The 14539-nt window shown below is 62.6% G+C and carries 15 protein-coding genes; 6 read left to right on the top strand and 9 right to left on the bottom strand.

Annotation, left to right across the window (positions count from 1 at the left end):
* Window positions 1-7 precede the first annotated feature (7 nt).
* Window positions 8-925 carry a LysR family transcriptional regulator gene (locus F3J19_RS02675; RefSeq protein WP_167037246.1) on the bottom strand — a complete coding sequence of 306 codons (918 nt, stop codon included), beginning with the start codon at window positions 923-925 and terminating at the stop codon, window positions 8-10.
* Between the two features lie 93 nt (window positions 926-1018).
* On the opposite strand from F3J19_RS02675, the gene F3J19_RS02670 reads away from it, so the two are divergent.
* The 4 genes from F3J19_RS02670 (at window position 1019) to F3J19_RS02655 (ending at window position 7155) form a co-directional block, all read left to right on the top strand.
* The gene (locus F3J19_RS02670; protein ID WP_167037243.1) at window positions 1019-2569 is read left to right on the top strand and encodes an AMP-binding protein; all 1551 of its coding nucleotides are present in this window, start codon (window positions 1019-1021) and stop codon (window positions 2567-2569) included.
* Between the two features lie 12 nt (window positions 2570-2581).
* On the top strand, window positions 2582-3766 hold the full coding sequence (locus F3J19_RS02665) for an acyl-CoA dehydrogenase family protein (protein ID WP_167037979.1): 1185 nt from the start codon (window positions 2582-2584) through the stop codon (window positions 3764-3766).
* An 82-nt stretch (window positions 3767-3848) separates the two neighbouring features.
* Complete coding sequence (locus tag F3J19_RS02660; protein ID WP_167037241.1) at window positions 3849-5150, top strand: MFS transporter; 1302 nt, start codon at window positions 3849-3851, stop codon at window positions 5148-5150.
* A gap of 73 nt (window positions 5151-5223) precedes the next feature.
* Window positions 5224-7155, top strand: a complete 1932-nt coding sequence (locus F3J19_RS02655) for an alkyl sulfatase dimerization domain-containing protein (RefSeq protein ID WP_205192505.1) — start codon at window positions 5224-5226, stop codon at window positions 7153-7155.
* A 40-nt stretch (window positions 7156-7195) separates the two neighbouring features.
* Here F3J19_RS02655 and F3J19_RS02650 read toward each other — a convergent pair whose 3' ends face one another.
* Window positions 7196-7570, bottom strand: a complete 375-nt coding sequence (locus F3J19_RS02650; RefSeq protein ID WP_240158677.1) for a BON domain-containing protein — start codon at window positions 7568-7570, stop codon at window positions 7196-7198.
* Window positions 7571-7616: 46 nt separating this feature from the next.
* Window positions 7617-8678 carry a porin gene (locus F3J19_RS02645; protein ID WP_167037238.1) on the bottom strand — a complete coding sequence of 354 codons (1062 nt, stop codon included), beginning with the start codon at window positions 8676-8678 and terminating at the stop codon, window positions 7617-7619.
* Window positions 8679-9091: 413 nt separating this feature from the next.
* On the opposite strand from F3J19_RS02645, the gene F3J19_RS02640 reads away from it, so the two are divergent.
* A complete protein-coding gene (locus tag F3J19_RS02640; RefSeq protein ID WP_167037235.1) occupies window positions 9092-11098 on the top strand; it encodes a gamma-glutamyltransferase family protein in 2007 nt (668 codons plus the stop codon).
* Here F3J19_RS02640 and F3J19_RS02635 read toward each other — a convergent pair.
* The 6 genes from F3J19_RS02635 to F3J19_RS02610 are packed head-to-tail and all read right to left on the bottom strand — an operon-like array spanning window position 11088 to window position 12903.
* A complete protein-coding gene (locus F3J19_RS02635; protein ID WP_205192503.1) occupies window positions 11088-11396 on the bottom strand; it encodes a hypothetical protein in 309 nt (102 codons plus the stop codon). The two genes, F3J19_RS02640 and F3J19_RS02635, sit on opposite strands and share 11 nt — an antisense overlap.
* A 20-nt stretch (window positions 11397-11416) precedes the next feature.
* Window positions 11417-11686, bottom strand: coding sequence for a tlde1 domain-containing protein (locus F3J19_RS02630; RefSeq protein WP_167037232.1), 270 nt, complete (start codon window positions 11684-11686; stop codon window positions 11417-11419).
* The gene (locus F3J19_RS02625; protein WP_167037229.1) at window positions 11640-11900 is read right to left on the bottom strand and encodes a hypothetical protein; all 261 of its coding nucleotides are present in this window, start codon (window positions 11898-11900) and stop codon (window positions 11640-11642) included. Before F3J19_RS02625 ends, F3J19_RS02630 begins: the two co-directional genes overlap by 47 nt.
* A 20-nt stretch (window positions 11901-11920) precedes the next feature.
* Window positions 11921-12094, bottom strand: coding sequence for a hypothetical protein (locus F3J19_RS33050; RefSeq protein ID WP_345889816.1), 174 nt, complete (start codon window positions 12092-12094; stop codon window positions 11921-11923).
* A gap of 49 nt (window positions 12095-12143) precedes the next feature.
* Window positions 12144-12404: a hypothetical protein gene (locus F3J19_RS02615; RefSeq protein WP_167037226.1), complete on the bottom strand. Its 261-nt coding sequence runs from the start codon at window positions 12402-12404 to the stop codon at window positions 12144-12146.
* Window positions 12385-12903: a DUF2778 domain-containing protein gene (locus F3J19_RS02610; RefSeq protein WP_167037223.1), complete on the bottom strand. Its 519-nt coding sequence runs from the start codon at window positions 12901-12903 to the stop codon at window positions 12385-12387. Before F3J19_RS02610 ends, F3J19_RS02615 begins: the two co-directional genes overlap by 20 nt.
* Before the next feature lie 541 nt (window positions 12904-13444).
* Between F3J19_RS02610 and F3J19_RS02605 the strand changes: the two genes are divergently transcribed.
* Window positions 13445-14224 carry a YkgJ family cysteine cluster protein gene (locus F3J19_RS02605; RefSeq protein ID WP_167037220.1) on the top strand — a complete coding sequence of 260 codons (780 nt, stop codon included), beginning with the start codon at window positions 13445-13447 and terminating at the stop codon, window positions 14222-14224.
* Window positions 14225-14539 lie beyond the last annotated feature (315 nt).

The following is a 14539-nucleotide window of genomic DNA, read 5'->3' as shown; positions in this document are numbered from 1 at the left end:
CGCAACCTCACTCCATCGGCACAAGCCGGCCCGCGTGCGGCCGCGCGCGTTGCAGCAACTCCACGAGCCGCTGCGCGAGCGGCGAGACATAGCCGCCCGTGCGTAACACCGCGCCGACGTTGCGCGCGAGATTCAACTCGGTCTCGTCGACATTCAGAGGCAAGATTCCGCTCTGCGAGTTGGCCGTCGCATTGCCCGCGATGCAGAGCATGCGCGAGCCGCGCACCAGTTCGAGCAGCGCGGGAATCGCGAAGTCCGTTTCGACCCGCAACGCCGGTTCAGGCAATCCCTGGTGGCGAAAAGCGTCGTTCACCTGGCGGCGCAGCGGGATGTTCATGCCCGGCAGCAACCATTCCTCATTCGCCAGATCGTGCAGCCTGAGCCGCGTCTTGCGGTGCAGCGGGTGCGATTCGTCGGCCATCACATGCAGACGATCGCGAAAGAGCGGCAGCGTGTCGAACTCCTTGCTCATGTCCGGCGGCTCGGGCGCGACGGCCATGTCCAGTTCGCCGGCCTTCATCAGCGTGAACAGGTCGTTCGCGAGCCGCCGCCGCAGACGCAGCCGCGCGGCCGGGCGCTCGTTCATCAACTGCCGGCAGGCGCGCAGCACGATCGAGTCGGGCACCGTGGGCGAATAGCCCACGCGCAGAATGCCTTGCTCGCCGGTCTGGATCGCGCGCAGTTCCTTGAGCGCGTCTTCGTATTCGAGCGCGATACGCTGCGCGCGCTCGACGAACACCGCGCCGCCAGGCGTGAGCGCGACGCCGTTCGGGCCGCGATGAAACACCGCCTGGCCCACTTCATTCTCGATGCGCTTGATCGCTTTGGTCAGCGCGGGCTGACTCATGCCGAGTGCTTCCGCGGCCTTGCCGATGCTGCCGCAGCGACGGACTTCCAGTAGATAGTCCAGATCGCGTGTCTCCATGCCATTCCCCTTGGTTATGGGTTTATAGCCACCGCTTCATTGCGGGAATGAGCGATATCTTACACACTGGCTCGACATTCATTGGAGACCTGAATGAGCTTTCCGTATTTTCTGCGGCGCGCGGCGGCCTTCTGGGGTGACGTGCCCGCCGTGATCCATCGCGACCGCCCGCTCACTTACCGGCAACTCGAGGCGCGCTCGAACCAGCTTGCGCACGCGCTTATCGCCCTTGGTCTGCGACGCGGCGACCGCGTGGCGGTGCAGTCGCGCAACTGCACGGAACTGGTCGAGATCGAAAGCGCGCTGTACAAGACGGGTCTCGTGAAAGCGGCGCTCAATCCGCGCTTTACGACGGCCGAAGCGTCGGACGTGGTGGAAAACTGCACGCCGCGCGTGCTGATCGCGGGCCGCGGTTATACGGGCTATACGCGCGCCACACTGGGCTTTGCGAGCGTCGAGACGTTCATCGCCATCGGCGGCGCCGAAGGCTATGTCGATTACGAAGCGCTGTTGGGCCGGGCCGCCTCGCACGCGCCCGATTTCGCCAGTCACGCGAACGATCTCGCCGTGCTGCATTTCTCGTCGGGTTCGACCGGCAAGATCAAGGCCGCGATGCAAAGCTACGGCAACCGCATGGCGTCGCTGCGCAAGCTGCTGATTGGCATGGACACGCAGCCGCGCCCCGGTGACCGGCTCGCGCTCGTCGGGCCGATCACGCACGCGTCGGGCATGCTCATGCAGCCGTTTCTCTATTGCGGCGCCACGCTCGTGCTGTTCGACGCATTCGAGACCGCGCAATTTCTCGCCGATCTCGAACGGCTACGCGTCACGCACGTCTTCATGGTGCCGGCGATGATCAACATGCTGCTCAACGAGCCCGCGCTCGCGCACACCGACCTGAGCGCGCTGAAGTCGCTCTCGTATGGCGCCGCGCCGATGGCTCCCGCGCGCATTCAGGAAGCGTGGGCGCGCTTCGGGCCGATTCTCTCGCAAGGCTATGGCGCGAGCGAATCGACCTCGGGCGTCACGCGTCTCACGATTGCGGACCACGCGTATGCGATTGCGCAGCGGCCGGAACGTCTCGCCTCGTGCGGGCGGCCGATGGGCGAGACCGAAGTGTGCGTGCTGGGCGAAGACGGGCGGCCGCTGGCGGCGGGCGAAGTCGGCGAGATTGCGGTGCGCGGCGAGGACGTTTTCAAGGGCTACTGGGGCGCGCCCGACCTCACGGCCGAAGTGCTCGTGAACGGCTGGCTGATGACGGGCGATCTCGCGCGCACCGATGAAGACGGTTACCTGTATCTGGTCGACCGCAAGAAAGACATGATCGTTTCGGGCGGCTTCAACGTTTATCCGACCGAGGTCGAGGCCGTGCTCTATCAGCATCCCGACGTGCTCGAAGCCTGTGTGTTCAGCGTGCCCGACGAGCGTTGGGGCGAGGGCGTGAAAGCGGCGGTGGTGCTCAAGCCGCAACGTACGGCGAATCAGGACGCGCTGGTCGAGCATTGCCGCAGCCTGCTCGCCGACTACAAGCTGCCGCGCTCGATCAGTTTCGTCGCGGAACTGCCGCGCAACGCGAGCGGCAAGATCGCGCGCAAGATCGTGCGCGAACAGTATTGGCAAGGCGCGGAGCGGCGCATCAACTGAGGATTCCCCATGATGTTCGAACAGGTAGGCGACGCGGTATTCGACGCCACGCGCGAGGGCATTCGCCATTTCGTGACCGATGAACTCAAGCCGATGGAGCGCGAACTCGGTCTCGATTCGGAGAGCGTCTGGCCGAAGGACGTGTTGCGGCGCGTGTGGCGGCGTTCCGCCGAACTCGGCTATTACTCGGCGTGCCTGCCGGTGCAACTGGGCGGCAAGGGCTTTTCGATTCTGCAGCAGTGCGCGCTGAAAGCCGATCTCGCGGCGAGCGGCTGCTCGCTCGCGATGCACGTGCTCGGCGATCTGGGCGGGCCGCCGCGTGTGGGCAACATGCTCAAGTACGCGACGCCGGACCAGTTGCAGCGTTACTTCATGCCGGTGATCCGCGGCGAGAAGTCGACCTGCTTCGCGTTGACCGAGCCGCATTCGGGCTCGGACGCGCAGAGCATCGCGACGAGCGCCGTGGCGGACGGCGACGATCTGATCGTGAACGGCCATAAGCACTACATCAGCGGGGCGCCGTTCGCGGACTTCGCAATCGTGATGTGCGTGACCGACGCCACGGCCACGCCGCCCGCCATCAGTGCGGTACTCGTCGATCTCGATCTGCCGGGCGTGACGGTCGAACAGGCGTACGTGCCGATGTCGGGCCAGCATATCGACGCGGACATCCGCTTCGAGAACGTGCGCGTGCCGCGCGCCAACCTGTTCGGCGGCGCGGGTAACGGCTTCAAGCTCGGCATGTCGCGCATCAACGTGAACCGTCTGCTACATTGCCCGACCATGCTCGGGCTCGCGACCTCGGTGTACGAAGCGTCGCTCGATTACGCGCGCAGCCGGCGGCAGTTCGGCGGTCCGATTGCGAGGTTTCAGGCGATCCAGCACATGCTGGCCGATATGGCGGCCGCGCTGTGGGCCTGCGAAAGCATGATTGCGCAGACGGCCATGCTCGCGGATGCCGGCGGCGACCTGCGTATGAAGGCGGCCGCGTGCAAGGTGTTCGTTTCCGAACGCTGCTTCGAGATTGCCGACAAGGCAGTGCAGATTCACGGCAACGTGGGCGTGACGCGTCATCACCCGGTGGAGCAGGCGTTCCGCAAGCTGAGGATGTTCCGCATTTTCACAGGGACGAGCGAGATTCAGCGCAACACGATTGCGCGCGCGATTCTCGATACCGGCGGCGCGCAGGGCTCGTAAGCGGTAAAGAGCAGGCTGGATGAACCCGTGGGGTTCGCGCTGCCGCCTGGCGGCGAGCAAGAGAAAAAGACTGGAGACAAGGATGTCCGCATACGGCAGAGACAACCACAACTATCGGCCCGCACGCGCGTGGTCGATCGCCATCATGCTCGCGTTGCTGATGACGGTGAACTTCCTCGACAAGGTGGTGTTCGGCATGATCTCCGTGCCGATGATGCGCGACCTCGACCTCACGCCCACGCAGTTCGGGCTGATCGGCGGCAGCCTCAACTGGCTCTTCGCGATTGCCGCCGTGGTGGGCGGCGTGCTGGCGGACCGCGTTGCCACGCGCGCCATCCTGCTGCTGATGGCGCTTTCGTGGTCGCTGCTGCAATTGCCGATGCTCTTCGCGGGTTCGATGACGGTCGCGCTCGTCACGCGCGTGCTGCTCGGTGCCGGTGAAGGTCCGGCGTCGCCCGTTTCGCTGCACGCGCTCTACAAGTGGTTTCCGGACCAGAAGCGTGGGCTGCCCGCTGCCGTGCTCTATCAGGGCAGCGCGCTGGGCCTGTTCGTTGCCGGCCTCGCGATACCGGTCATCACCGCGCGCTGGGGCTGGCGTGCCAACTTCGCCGTGCTGGCCGCGCTCGGCTTCGTGTGGTGCGTGTGCTGGTTTTTCTTCGGCGCCGAGGGTCCGCTCGAACGGCCGCGCGCCCTGCGTGACGAGCGGCGCGTGCCCTGGCGCACGCTGCTGGCCGACCGTACCGTGGCCGGCAATTTCTGCGGGCATTTCGCAGCCAACTGGGTGCTCGCCACGAGCCTCACGTGGATGCCGCACTATCTCCAGGCCGGACTGGGCTTCAGCGCGGCGAATTCGGGGCGGCTTTTCGCGCTGTTCGTCGCGATCACTACGCCGATGGGCCTTGGGCTCGCGTGGTTCTCGCAGCATCTGCTGGGCGCGGGGGTGCCGTCGCGCAAGTCGCGCGGCGTTTTTATCGCCATTGCGCTGGTGGCGGCCGGTGTTCTGCGCTTCGCGGTGTATCTGCCCGCGCTCGGGCCGCTCGTGAAGGTACTGATGCTCACGCTGAGCAGCGGGCTCACGCTCGCGATGTATTCGGTCGGCCCCGCCATGCTCAGCGAAGTCGCACCGGATGGTCAGCGCGGCGCGGTCCTCGCGTTGAGCAACGCGATTGGCTCGCTGGCCGGACTCGCCGCGCCCGTGCTCACGGGCGTGCTGATCCAGCACGCGCACGGCGTGACGGCCACGGCGCAAGGTTTCGAGCAATCGTGCGTACTGTGCGGCCTCGTGCTGATCGGCTGCGGCGTGCTGTGCGCGCGCTGGCTCGACCCGCAGCGCTCGCGCGCCGCCATGCAAACCGTGCGCGAAGCCGAAGCCGTTTTGTCCTGAGCGCGGCGGCGCTTTCGCGGTTATTCCCCGGCGCAGGGCCGCTGGTCCTGCGCGTCTCTCATTTCATCACGCCATGCAAAACACTCCGACTTCATCGGCGCTTGCCGATCTGCCCGTGCAGCGCGCGACCGAGGCGACCCGGCAAGCTCATCGCAATGCGTTGCAGGCTCTGCCCGCGAACGACGATCTCGACATGGAAGAAGCGCAACGCGGCTTTATCGGCACGCTTGCCGACGCCGAGATTCGCGATGCCTATGGCCGGCTCGTCTGGAGCATGGCCGACTATGCGTTTCTCGACGAAGCAACCGCGCCGCCCACGGCGCATCCCGCGCTATGGCGTCAGGCGCGGCTCAATCGCCTGCATGGGCTGTTCGAGGTCACGCCGCGCATTTATCAGGTACGCGGCTTCGATCTCGCGAACATGACGCTGATCGAAGGCGATACGGGGCTCATCATCATCGATCCGCTCACGTGCCGCGAAACGGCGCAGGCGGCACTCGAACTCTTCTACGCGCACCGGCCGCGCCGGCCTGTTCTGGCCGTGATCTACAGCCATAGCCATACCGATCACTTTGGCGGCGTGAAAGGCGTGGTCGACGAGGCACGCGTGCGCGCGGGCGAGGTCGCCGTGATCGCACCGGCGGGTTTCATGGAAGAGGCCGTCGCGGAAAACGTGATGGCGGGCACGGCCATGGAGCGGCGCTCGCAATTCCAGTTCGGCCAGACGCTCGCGCGCAATGCCTGCTGCCAGATCGACGCGGGGCTCGGCAAGACGATGCCGAACGGCACCGTTACGCTCATCGAGCCGACCCAACTGATTCATCAGGAAAGCGAAACACATACGATCGACGGCATCGAGATCGTGTTCCAGCTCACGCCCGATAGCGAGGCGCCTGCCGAAATGCACTTCTTCTTTCCGCAACTGCGGGCGCTGAACGTGGCGGAGAACGGCACGCGCACGCTGCACAACCTGTGTCCGCTGCGCGGCGCGCAGGTGCGCAACGCGAAGGCCTGGTCGCGATATCTGCATCAGGCGCTCGAACGCTACGCGGGCGGCGCGGACGTCGTGTTCGCGCAGCATCACTGGCCCACGTGGGGCACCGCGCGCCTCACGCGCTTTCTCGAACAGCAGCGCGACCTCTACAAGTATCTGCACGACCAGACGCTGCGCATGATGAATCGCGGCGGAACCGCCGCCGAAATCGCCGAACGGATGACGCTGCCCGATACGCTTGCCGCGCAATGGCATACGCGCGGCTATTACGGCACGGTGTCGCACAATGTGAAGGCGATCTATCAGCGCTACCTGAGCTGGTACGACGGCAATCCGGCGCATCTGCACGCCTTGCCGGACGAGCTTTCCGCGCCGCGCTACGTGGAGTACATGGGGGGTGCCGAGGCGATGCTCGAACGCGCGCGCCGCGATTTCGAGCGCGGCGAGTATCGCTGGGTCGCCGAGGTGATGAACCGCCTCGTGTTCGCGCAGCCGACGCTGCGCGAGGCGCGCGAACTGGGCGCGGCGGCGCTCGAACAGATGGGCTTTCAGGCGGAATCCGCGACGTGGCGCAATGCCTACCTGCTTGGCGCGCGCGAGTTGCGCGAAGGCGCGGGAGCGGGGGCTGGGCAGATCATGCGCAGCCAGGACCTCGTGCGCGTGCTGAGCGATGGAGCTTTTTTCGACTACCTGGCCGTGATGGTCGACGGCCTCAAGGCGCAGACGCTCGACATTCGCATGACGTGGCGTTTCACCGACCGCGATGCGTGCTATGCGCTGTATCTGAAGCATGGCGCGCTGACCTGGTCGGCTACGCCGCATCGCGAAGGCCACGACCTGGATATCGCCATGACGCGTGCCACGCTCGACCGCATTCTGCTCGGCCAGACGCAGTTCGGTGCCGCTCTGGCGGAAGGCGAGATCGTGCTCGAAGGCACCAAGGCGCTGTTCGGCGCGTTCCTCAAGACGCTGGAAAAGCCCGACGGACGTTTTAACGTCGTCGAGCCGTGATGTCGTGCAGGCGCATCCGGCGCGCAGCCGGATGCGACCGTCAGAGCGAGGCGCCCGATACGCGAATGCGGTTATCGACGTCGATGACGCCTTCAACCTTGCGCGCGGCCTCGACCGCGAACGTAATCTGCTCGTTGTAGTTCACGGCGCCGGAGAGCGTGACGTGTCCGTCGCGTACTGTCACGATGATGCGCGCGGAGTTCAGGCCGCGCGTGCGCGCCAGCGCGTTTTCCACGCGGTGCGCGAGCTTGCGGTTCGCGGCCCTGGCGGCTTTGGCGTCGCTTGCGGCGGCCTTCGTGCCGGTCGCGGACGAGGGCGCGGCCTCAGCGGCAGCCGGTTGGGCGCTCGCGCAGTCGCTGAGCACGGCGAGCATCACCGCGACGGCGATGCATGGGATGCGAGTGGATATCTTCATGTTGTGACGTGTGAGTGCAGAGTAAGGAAAGGCGCGGCAAAACTACCTAGAACCGTGTCATGAGGCCGAGCGTGACGCCGGTCGTCGAGCTTGCGCCGCTGCGCATGCCGAGCCCCGCGATGTTCAGGGCATCGGTTCGATAGGCGCCGGAGAAGCCGTTGTAGTCGGCTTCGGCGTAAAGCTCGGTGCGCTTCGAGAGGTAGTACTCGGCGATGGCAAAGGTCGTGACCTTGTGCCCGCTGCCGTCCTGGGCGTTGGCGAGATGACGGGCGCTGTCGTAGTACGCGGCCGCCGTGAATTGCAGCTCGGGGGTGGCCACGACCATGACGCCGATGCTCGGAATATGATCGCGCCGGGTGGGCTGGCCTTCGGTGGCGGCGCTTACGCTGAAATCGGCGTAGCTCATGTAGAGGCGCGCAGGACCGAGTTGCAGCGAGCCGCCGGTGTGGAAGGTCTGAGCCCATTGCGTCGCGGTCGCGCTCCAGGTCTTCTGATAGCCGAAGCCGGCGAGTGCCGGCCCCCATTGGTACATGGCGGTTCCGGAGACATTGGTGCCCGAGCGCAGATTGCCGGCGACGCCGCCCGGCGAATAGCTGCCGCCAAAGTGGAAGCCGCCCGCGTGGCCGATATAGCTGATCGTGTTGTTAAAGCGCGTGTCGTCGGTGAAGTAGTTGAAGAAGTAGAGCGCGTTGGGCTGGATGGCGAGCGACTGTGCCTGACCGCCGGTGGGATCGACGAGCGTGGCGAAGTACTCGCTCGCGCTGACCTGGCGGCCGAAGGTCAGCCGCCCGAAGTCGTTTGAAAGACCGACGAACGCTGCCTGCGAGAAGAGCACGCCGGCGTTCTTCAAGGCGCCGGTTCCGCTGTTGAAGGCGTTTTCGAGCTTGAAGATCGCAGAGAGGCCATTACCGAGGTCTTCCTTGCCGTAAAGGCCGAAACGATTCACGGCGAGGATGTTGTTGTTGAACATGACTGCGCTACCGCCCTTCTGATTATTGACCCAGCGCACGCCTGCGCCGATGTCGCCATACAGCGTGACGCTGGATTGCGCATGGGACAGACAGGGTGACAGACCGGCAATCAGCGCGGATAAAACGATCTTTTTCATGTGTCTCCTTCGTTCGTTGTTATTCGATAAGGCCTGCGAAGTGATGGGGGATGACAGATTCGTCCCGACAGATTCGTCGCCGCCTTCGGATAGTGTGGAGCAGGAGAACGCCCTCGGCCATCAAGCGTCGGGAATAGAACCATTCCTTGTGGAAATGTCCGTGTTAACGCGAGGCCGGGGTAGCCGGGCCTCTGTTTCCGGCAGAGCGTGTGGTCGCGTTGGGTATCGGCAAGGGCCGCGATGCGGACGGCGACGAGATATCGGCGGGTTGTGGCCGGTACCGCGGGCGATTGCTGTAATCCCTCCGTAAGTGGGATTTATTCCAATTGCCTTTCCGAATATTTTAATAAACCATTCAGCGGCAGGCCCCACCTCGATTCCGATCTCCTGAACGACAACGCCGAACCTCGACAATGAAAATCAACACGATCCGGCCTTACGCTTCCGTGCTGTTCGCCGCTGCCTTGATGAGCGCCTGCAACGGCGATTCCGATAACCTGAAGTCTCAGCCGTCGACCTCTCCGTCTCCGACGTCGCCGCCTACCGCCGACACAAGCTGCCTCGCGGTCGACAACAACGGCTCGACCGTCGTGGTCGGCTCGAACCAGCCCGGCGATCCGTCGCTTCCCGAAGCCGCGTCCGGATACCGGACAGGACTCAAACCGAGCTACGCAAAAACCTATATGGTCGTGACCTCGAACGCTTACGCCAGCGCGGCCGGTTGCGCCGTGCTGAAACGGGGCGGCACGGCAGCCGATGCGGCCGTCGCCGTGCAGGCGGTGCTCGGCCTCACGGTACCCGAGGCGACGGGCCTCGGTTCCGGCGGCGTGCTGCTGTACTACGACGGCCGCAACAAGACACTACAGGCCTACGACGGCCGCGAAACGGCGCCCGCTGCCGCGACGGAAAACTATCTGCAATATGTCGACGACACGAGCGATCACTCGACGCCGCAACCCAACGCGCGCGCGAGCGGTCGCTCGATCGGCACAATCGGCGTGCCGCGCCTGATCGAAGCGCTGCAACGCGATCATGGCAAGCTGCCGTGGAAAGGCCTGTTCGACGACGCGATTTCGCTTGCCACGAACGGTTTTCCGATCGGCGGGCGCCTTGCCGCGGCAATCGCGTCGAACGCATCGAGCCTGAAGCGCGATGCCGAAGCGACCGCGTATTTCATGAATGCGGACGGCTCGCCGAAGGCGCTCGGCACGATCCTGAAGAACCCGGCGTATGCGGACGCACTGACGCAGATGTCGCAATCAGGCGCGAACGCGCTCTATACCGGTCCGATCGCGCAGGATATCGTCGCGAAGATCGCGGTCGCGAAGGGCGCCGACGGTTCGACGCTGACGCCCGGCAAGACGACGCTCTCCGACCTCGCCGGATATCAGGCGAAAGTCCGCGAACCTGTCTGCACGACGTATCGCGCCTACTGGGTCTGCGGGATGCCGCCGCCGTCGTCGGGCGGGATCGCGGTTGCGTCGGCGCTCGGGATTCTCGAGAACTTCGATCTGAAATCGATGCCGCCGACCGCGCTCGATCTCGAAGGCGGCAAGCCGACCGTTGCCGCCGTGCATCTGATCACGGAAGCCGAGCGGCTCGCGTATGCCGACCGCGACAAGTACGTTGCCGATACCGATTTCGTCCCGCTACCGGGCGGCACCTGGGATACGCTGCTCAACAAGCCCTATCTGAAGAGCCGCTCGGCATTGATCAGCATGTCGAAGAGTATGGGCACCGCACAGCCGGGCGATCTCGGCGCGGTGCCGGTCGGTGTCGCGGCCAATCAGATCGAGCACGGCACGAACCAGTTCACGATCGTCGACGGCGACGGCAGCGTGCTTACCGCGACGACGACGGTCGAGTCGAGCATGGGTTCGTTCCACATGACGCACGGCTTCCTGCTGAACAACCAGTTGACCGACTTCTCCGCGGCCCCGACGGACAGTGCCGGCAATCTGATCGCGAACCGCGTGCAGCCGGGCAAGCGTCCGCGCAGTTCGATGGCGCCGACGCTGGTGTTCAAGATCGCGCCGGACGGCTCCAGGGGCGACTTCGTGATGGCGACCGGTTCGCCGGGCGGCGGCACGATTCCGCAATACGTGGTGAAGACGCTCGTCGGTACGCTCGACTGGGGGCTCGACGCGCAGCAGTCGTCCGGCCTGATGGACTTCGGCGCGAGCAACAGTCCGACTACGACGATCGGCGGCGAACACCCGGATCTCGATCTGTCGGATAACGGCGTGCACGATCCGCTGATCGCAGGCCTGACTGCGCTCGGACATAAGGTGTCGACGGCCGCGCAGGCAAGCGGCATCAACACGGTGATGCGTGTCACGCTGGGCCAGTCCGCCGTGCTGCAAGGCGGCACTGATCCGCGCCGCGAAGGCGTTGCGCTTGGCGATACGTTCAAGCCTTGATGATGGGGGCCGCGCGGCGGCTGGTAGTGCGCCGCGCGGTCAGGATGTGAGGAAATTGTTGCCATAACCTGATGATTGCCGCATAGGTAAGCATTGCCACGATCAGTTCTATCGTCACCCACACCACGAAAATAAGATCTTCGGGGTCCCGGATGCCGAGCCAATCCGAAGCACGCCACCAGACGTCTAGCTGGCTTTCCGTCATTGGATAGGGAGACGGGCGGACATAGCGAACCGAAAGAACGAATAGACAGAAAAACAATGCGATCTTGAACATCCTACGGGCAAGTGTTGCCATGTGTCATTACCTCGATCGCTCTATACGCATGAAACCCAAAATTGCGGACGGCATAGTGACGGTGTGCAGAAGTGCGCGCCGGACACGCAGAAAATTGGTATGGCGTGCAGAGTGACACAGCCAAGTAAGACACCTTGACCGTCAGCCGGATGCAACCGGAACTGCCCGCGCTTGACACTATTGATCCATGTCACATCATCGATTGCCACATTATTCCGATACAGGGCGAACCATGCGCTGTGATTACTGCTTTTCCCGATAGTGCCGCCATAACCTGATGATCGCCACATAGGCAAGCACTGCCACGATCAGTTCTATCGTCACCCACACCACGAAAATAAGATCTTCGGGGTCCCGGATGCCGAGCCAATCCGAAGCACGCCACCAGACGTCTAGCTGGCTTTCCGTCATTGGATAGGGAGACGGGCGGACATAGCGAACCGAAAGAACGAATAGACAGAAAAACAATGCGATCTTGAACATCCTACGGGCAAGTGTTGCCATGTGTCATTACCTCGATCGCTCTATACGCATGAAACCCAAAATTGCGGACGGCATAGTGACGGTGTGCAGAAGTGCGCGCCAGACACGTAGAAAATCGGTATGGCGGGCAGAGTGATGCAGCCAAGTAAAACATCTTGACCGTCAGCCGGATGCAACCGGAACTGCCCGCGCTTGACACCATTGATCCATGTCACATCATCGATTACTCCGTCATTCCGATACAGGGCGAAACATGCGCTGTGATTACTGCTTCGCCCGATAGTGCCGCCATAGCCTCATGAGCGCGAGATACACGAGCGCAGCTACAAGCAGATCAATGGTGACCCACACCACGAAATACAAATCTTCGGGATCACGGATATCAAGCCAGCGCGACACACACCACCATATCGCCGACTGGCTTTCCGGCATCGGCCAAGGGTACGTGTGAACATAGGGCACGGCGAGACAGAACAAGCTGACAAACAGCGCGACCTTGAACACCCTACGGACAAGTGTTGCCATATGTCACTACCTCGATCGTTCCATATGCGTGAAGCCCCGAATTACGGACGGGGACAGTAGTGGTGCCCAGAAGTGCTTGCCGGATAAACATAAAATCAGTATGGCGTGGCAGAGTGATGCAGCCAAGTGAAACACCTTGACCGCCTGCCGGGTGCAACCGGAACTGCCCGCGTTTGACACCATTGACCCAGGTTACGTCATCAATGATGCCATCATCTCGATACAGCGCGAACCATTCATTGTGATTCGATGGCGTGCCGAATGCGGAATTGAAGGTGTCTTTAGCCCACGTGTAAGTCTGGGAGCGCATGCCACCCGTAGGGCGATCAACGATCCAGTATTTGCCCGCTGGTATGGGTCCGTCGTTAGGTACCGCCGTACATCCGCCGCGATTTTTATATTGATGGTCGCCCGAATACGCTTTAAATGTGCCGAGGCCGACAATAGTGAGCGGTGATAGAGGCTCGTTATTGACCACAAACTTCCCTGTATAAGCCATCTTTCACGCACCCTTATCCGCGTTCATTGCACGAGTTTGTGTATTTGATATTGCAATCAAAGTAATGCCACGTGATTCGATCATAACAAGTAAGACATCCTAATATTGAGAGAGGCGTTTCAGTCAAGGCGCGCGTGGCCTGGGCGACGCCTTCGCTACACTGCCTCAATAACGGAGAATCGGGAAGTGACCCAAGGCAAAGAAAAATGCGAATTGACGAGAATTAACGCCATCGCAAAAAACCGCCGGGGAGATGGCGGTCGTTGCAGTGCGCCTGGTTCCAGGTACCGTCTTGCGTGTCAGGTTGCTTGCCCAGCCGTTGAGCCGTTTATGTCTCCACGTATCTCGGGTCGCAAAACCAGAAAGTGACTGCGTATTTGGACACCGAGCCGATCTGTTCGCTACCCAATCCAAAACAACATGACGGTTTACGCACATTGCATAAGCCGTCTCTGCAGATTCCTGTCTTCCAGAAAACGCGAAAAAAACGAACTAACGTTACCATGGCACACACAAGCCCGAATTCGACAACGTCCCTGCCATGAGCCAAACCATCCATTTCGCCTGCACGATGTGCGGAAAGTGTTGCCACGACCTGCGATTACCACTGAGTGTCGATGAAGCGATCGTCTGGCTTCGCGATGGTGGCGAGGTCGAGTTCTTCTGCGAGGCGATTCCGTGGCCGGAGGAGCCACCCGAAGATAATCTGCTCGCCCGTCATAAGCGGCAGCGATCGTTTGCCACAGCCAGTGGCGAGCTTCCGGTCCGGATTGTCGTCAACCTGGTGGCTTCGTTCGAAGGGGCGTGTCCGTTTCTGCAGACGGACATGCGATGCGGTGCGTACACGAAGCGTCCACGCGTCTGCCGGATCTATCCCGCCGAAGTCAATCCATTCATCGAGCTCGATCCCGGCAGCAAGGCCTGTCCGCCCGAGGCATGGAGTCAGGACAACCGTGTTCTCGCGCGTCACGGCGTCATTGTCGATGCGGAAATCGCGGAGCTTGCGGCACAGTCAAGAAGAGTCGACGCGCAGGACGTGGACACGAAAGCGAGAGCATGCGCCGCTCTCGGCATCTCGACGGCGGCGTTGGCGAATGAAGGTTTCGCCATCCATTCACCCGATCGCGACTCGATGCTCCGTGCACTGTCCGCTGCGCGCGAATCGACCGGCAGCGAATCTGTCGACCCGATGCAATGGTCGTTCGTGAGCAACCGCTCTTCGACGCGTCAGGTTCTCGATGAAATCGGCGCGAAGATCACACCATCGGAAGACGGCGCCACGAGCGGATTCCGCTATTTCGCGTTTCATGCAGCTGACTGATGGTGATGCGGGACTTTCTGTGTGATGACGCGGCACCATCGGCGGTCGTTCTTATTTATTCCACACTTTAAAAAAACAGGGCACCAGGTTGCGCGTGTGGTCGCAATTTTGTGTGCAGCCTAGTCTTCAGTGCGCGTGAGGGTTGGACGGAATTCATTGGCGATCGTATTGATCAGTTCCGCCTTATCGGTTATCCCATTGGGCATCGTGAAAGAGCTCGTTGCAAATTCGATGCCCTTGGCATTCAAGCTCGCGATTGCCTGTGCGTGCGGGGTTCGAATGCAGCCGCCTGTGTTCGATGTCGGCAAATCCGGC

This window comes from Burkholderia sp. Ax-1724 (genome assembly GCF_011752995.1).
GTDB lineage: Bacteria > Pseudomonadota > Gammaproteobacteria > Burkholderiales > Burkholderiaceae > Paraburkholderia.
Note: the sequence above shows the minus strand (reverse complement) of the source record. Positions and strands in the feature narration are given on the sequence as shown.

Excerpts from the sequence above, each read along its gene's own strand:
- F3J19_RS02630 (WP_167037232.1), bottom strand. The coding sequence starts at position 11,686 with ATGTGGCGATCATCAGGTTATGGCGGCACTATCGGGAAAAGCAGTAAT.
- F3J19_RS02625 (WP_167037229.1), bottom strand. The coding sequence starts at position 11,900 with ATGGCAACACTTGCCCGTAGGATGTTCAAGATCGCATTGTTTTTCTGT.
- F3J19_RS02665 (WP_167037979.1), top strand. The coding sequence starts at position 2,582 with ATGTTCGAACAGGTAGGCGACGCGGTATTCGACGCCACGCGCGAGGGC.
- F3J19_RS02615 (WP_167037226.1), bottom strand. The coding sequence starts at position 12,404 with ATGGCAACACTTGTCCGTAGGGTGTTCAAGGTCGCGCTGTTTGTCAGC.
- F3J19_RS02640 (WP_167037235.1), top strand. The coding sequence starts at position 9,092 with ATGAAAATCAACACGATCCGGCCTTACGCTTCCGTGCTGTTCGCCGCT.
- F3J19_RS02660 (WP_167037241.1), top strand. The coding sequence starts at position 3,849 with ATGTCCGCATACGGCAGAGACAACCACAACTATCGGCCCGCACGCGCG.
- F3J19_RS02675 (WP_167037246.1), bottom strand. The coding sequence starts at position 925 with ATGGAGACACGCGATCTGGACTATCTACTGGAAGTCCGTCGCTGCGGC.
- F3J19_RS02610 (WP_167037223.1), bottom strand. The coding sequence starts at position 12,903 with ATGGCTTATACAGGGAAGTTTGTGGTCAATAACGAGCCTCTATCACCG.
- F3J19_RS02635 (WP_205192503.1), bottom strand. The coding sequence starts at position 11,396 with ATGGCAACACTTGCCCGTAGGATGTTCAAGATCGCATTGTTTTTCTGT.
- F3J19_RS02605 (WP_167037220.1), top strand. The coding sequence starts at position 13,445 with ATGAGCCAAACCATCCATTTCGCCTGCACGATGTGCGGAAAGTGTTGC.
- F3J19_RS02650 (WP_240158677.1), bottom strand. The coding sequence starts at position 7,570 with ATGAAGATATCCACTCGCATCCCATGCATCGCCGTCGCGGTGATGCTC.
- F3J19_RS02670 (WP_167037243.1), top strand. The coding sequence starts at position 1,019 with ATGAGCTTTCCGTATTTTCTGCGGCGCGCGGCGGCCTTCTGGGGTGAC.
- F3J19_RS02655 (WP_205192505.1), top strand. The coding sequence starts at position 5,224 with ATGCAAAACACTCCGACTTCATCGGCGCTTGCCGATCTGCCCGTGCAG.
- F3J19_RS02645 (WP_167037238.1), bottom strand. The coding sequence starts at position 8,678 with ATGAAAAAGATCGTTTTATCCGCGCTGATTGCCGGTCTGTCACCCTGT.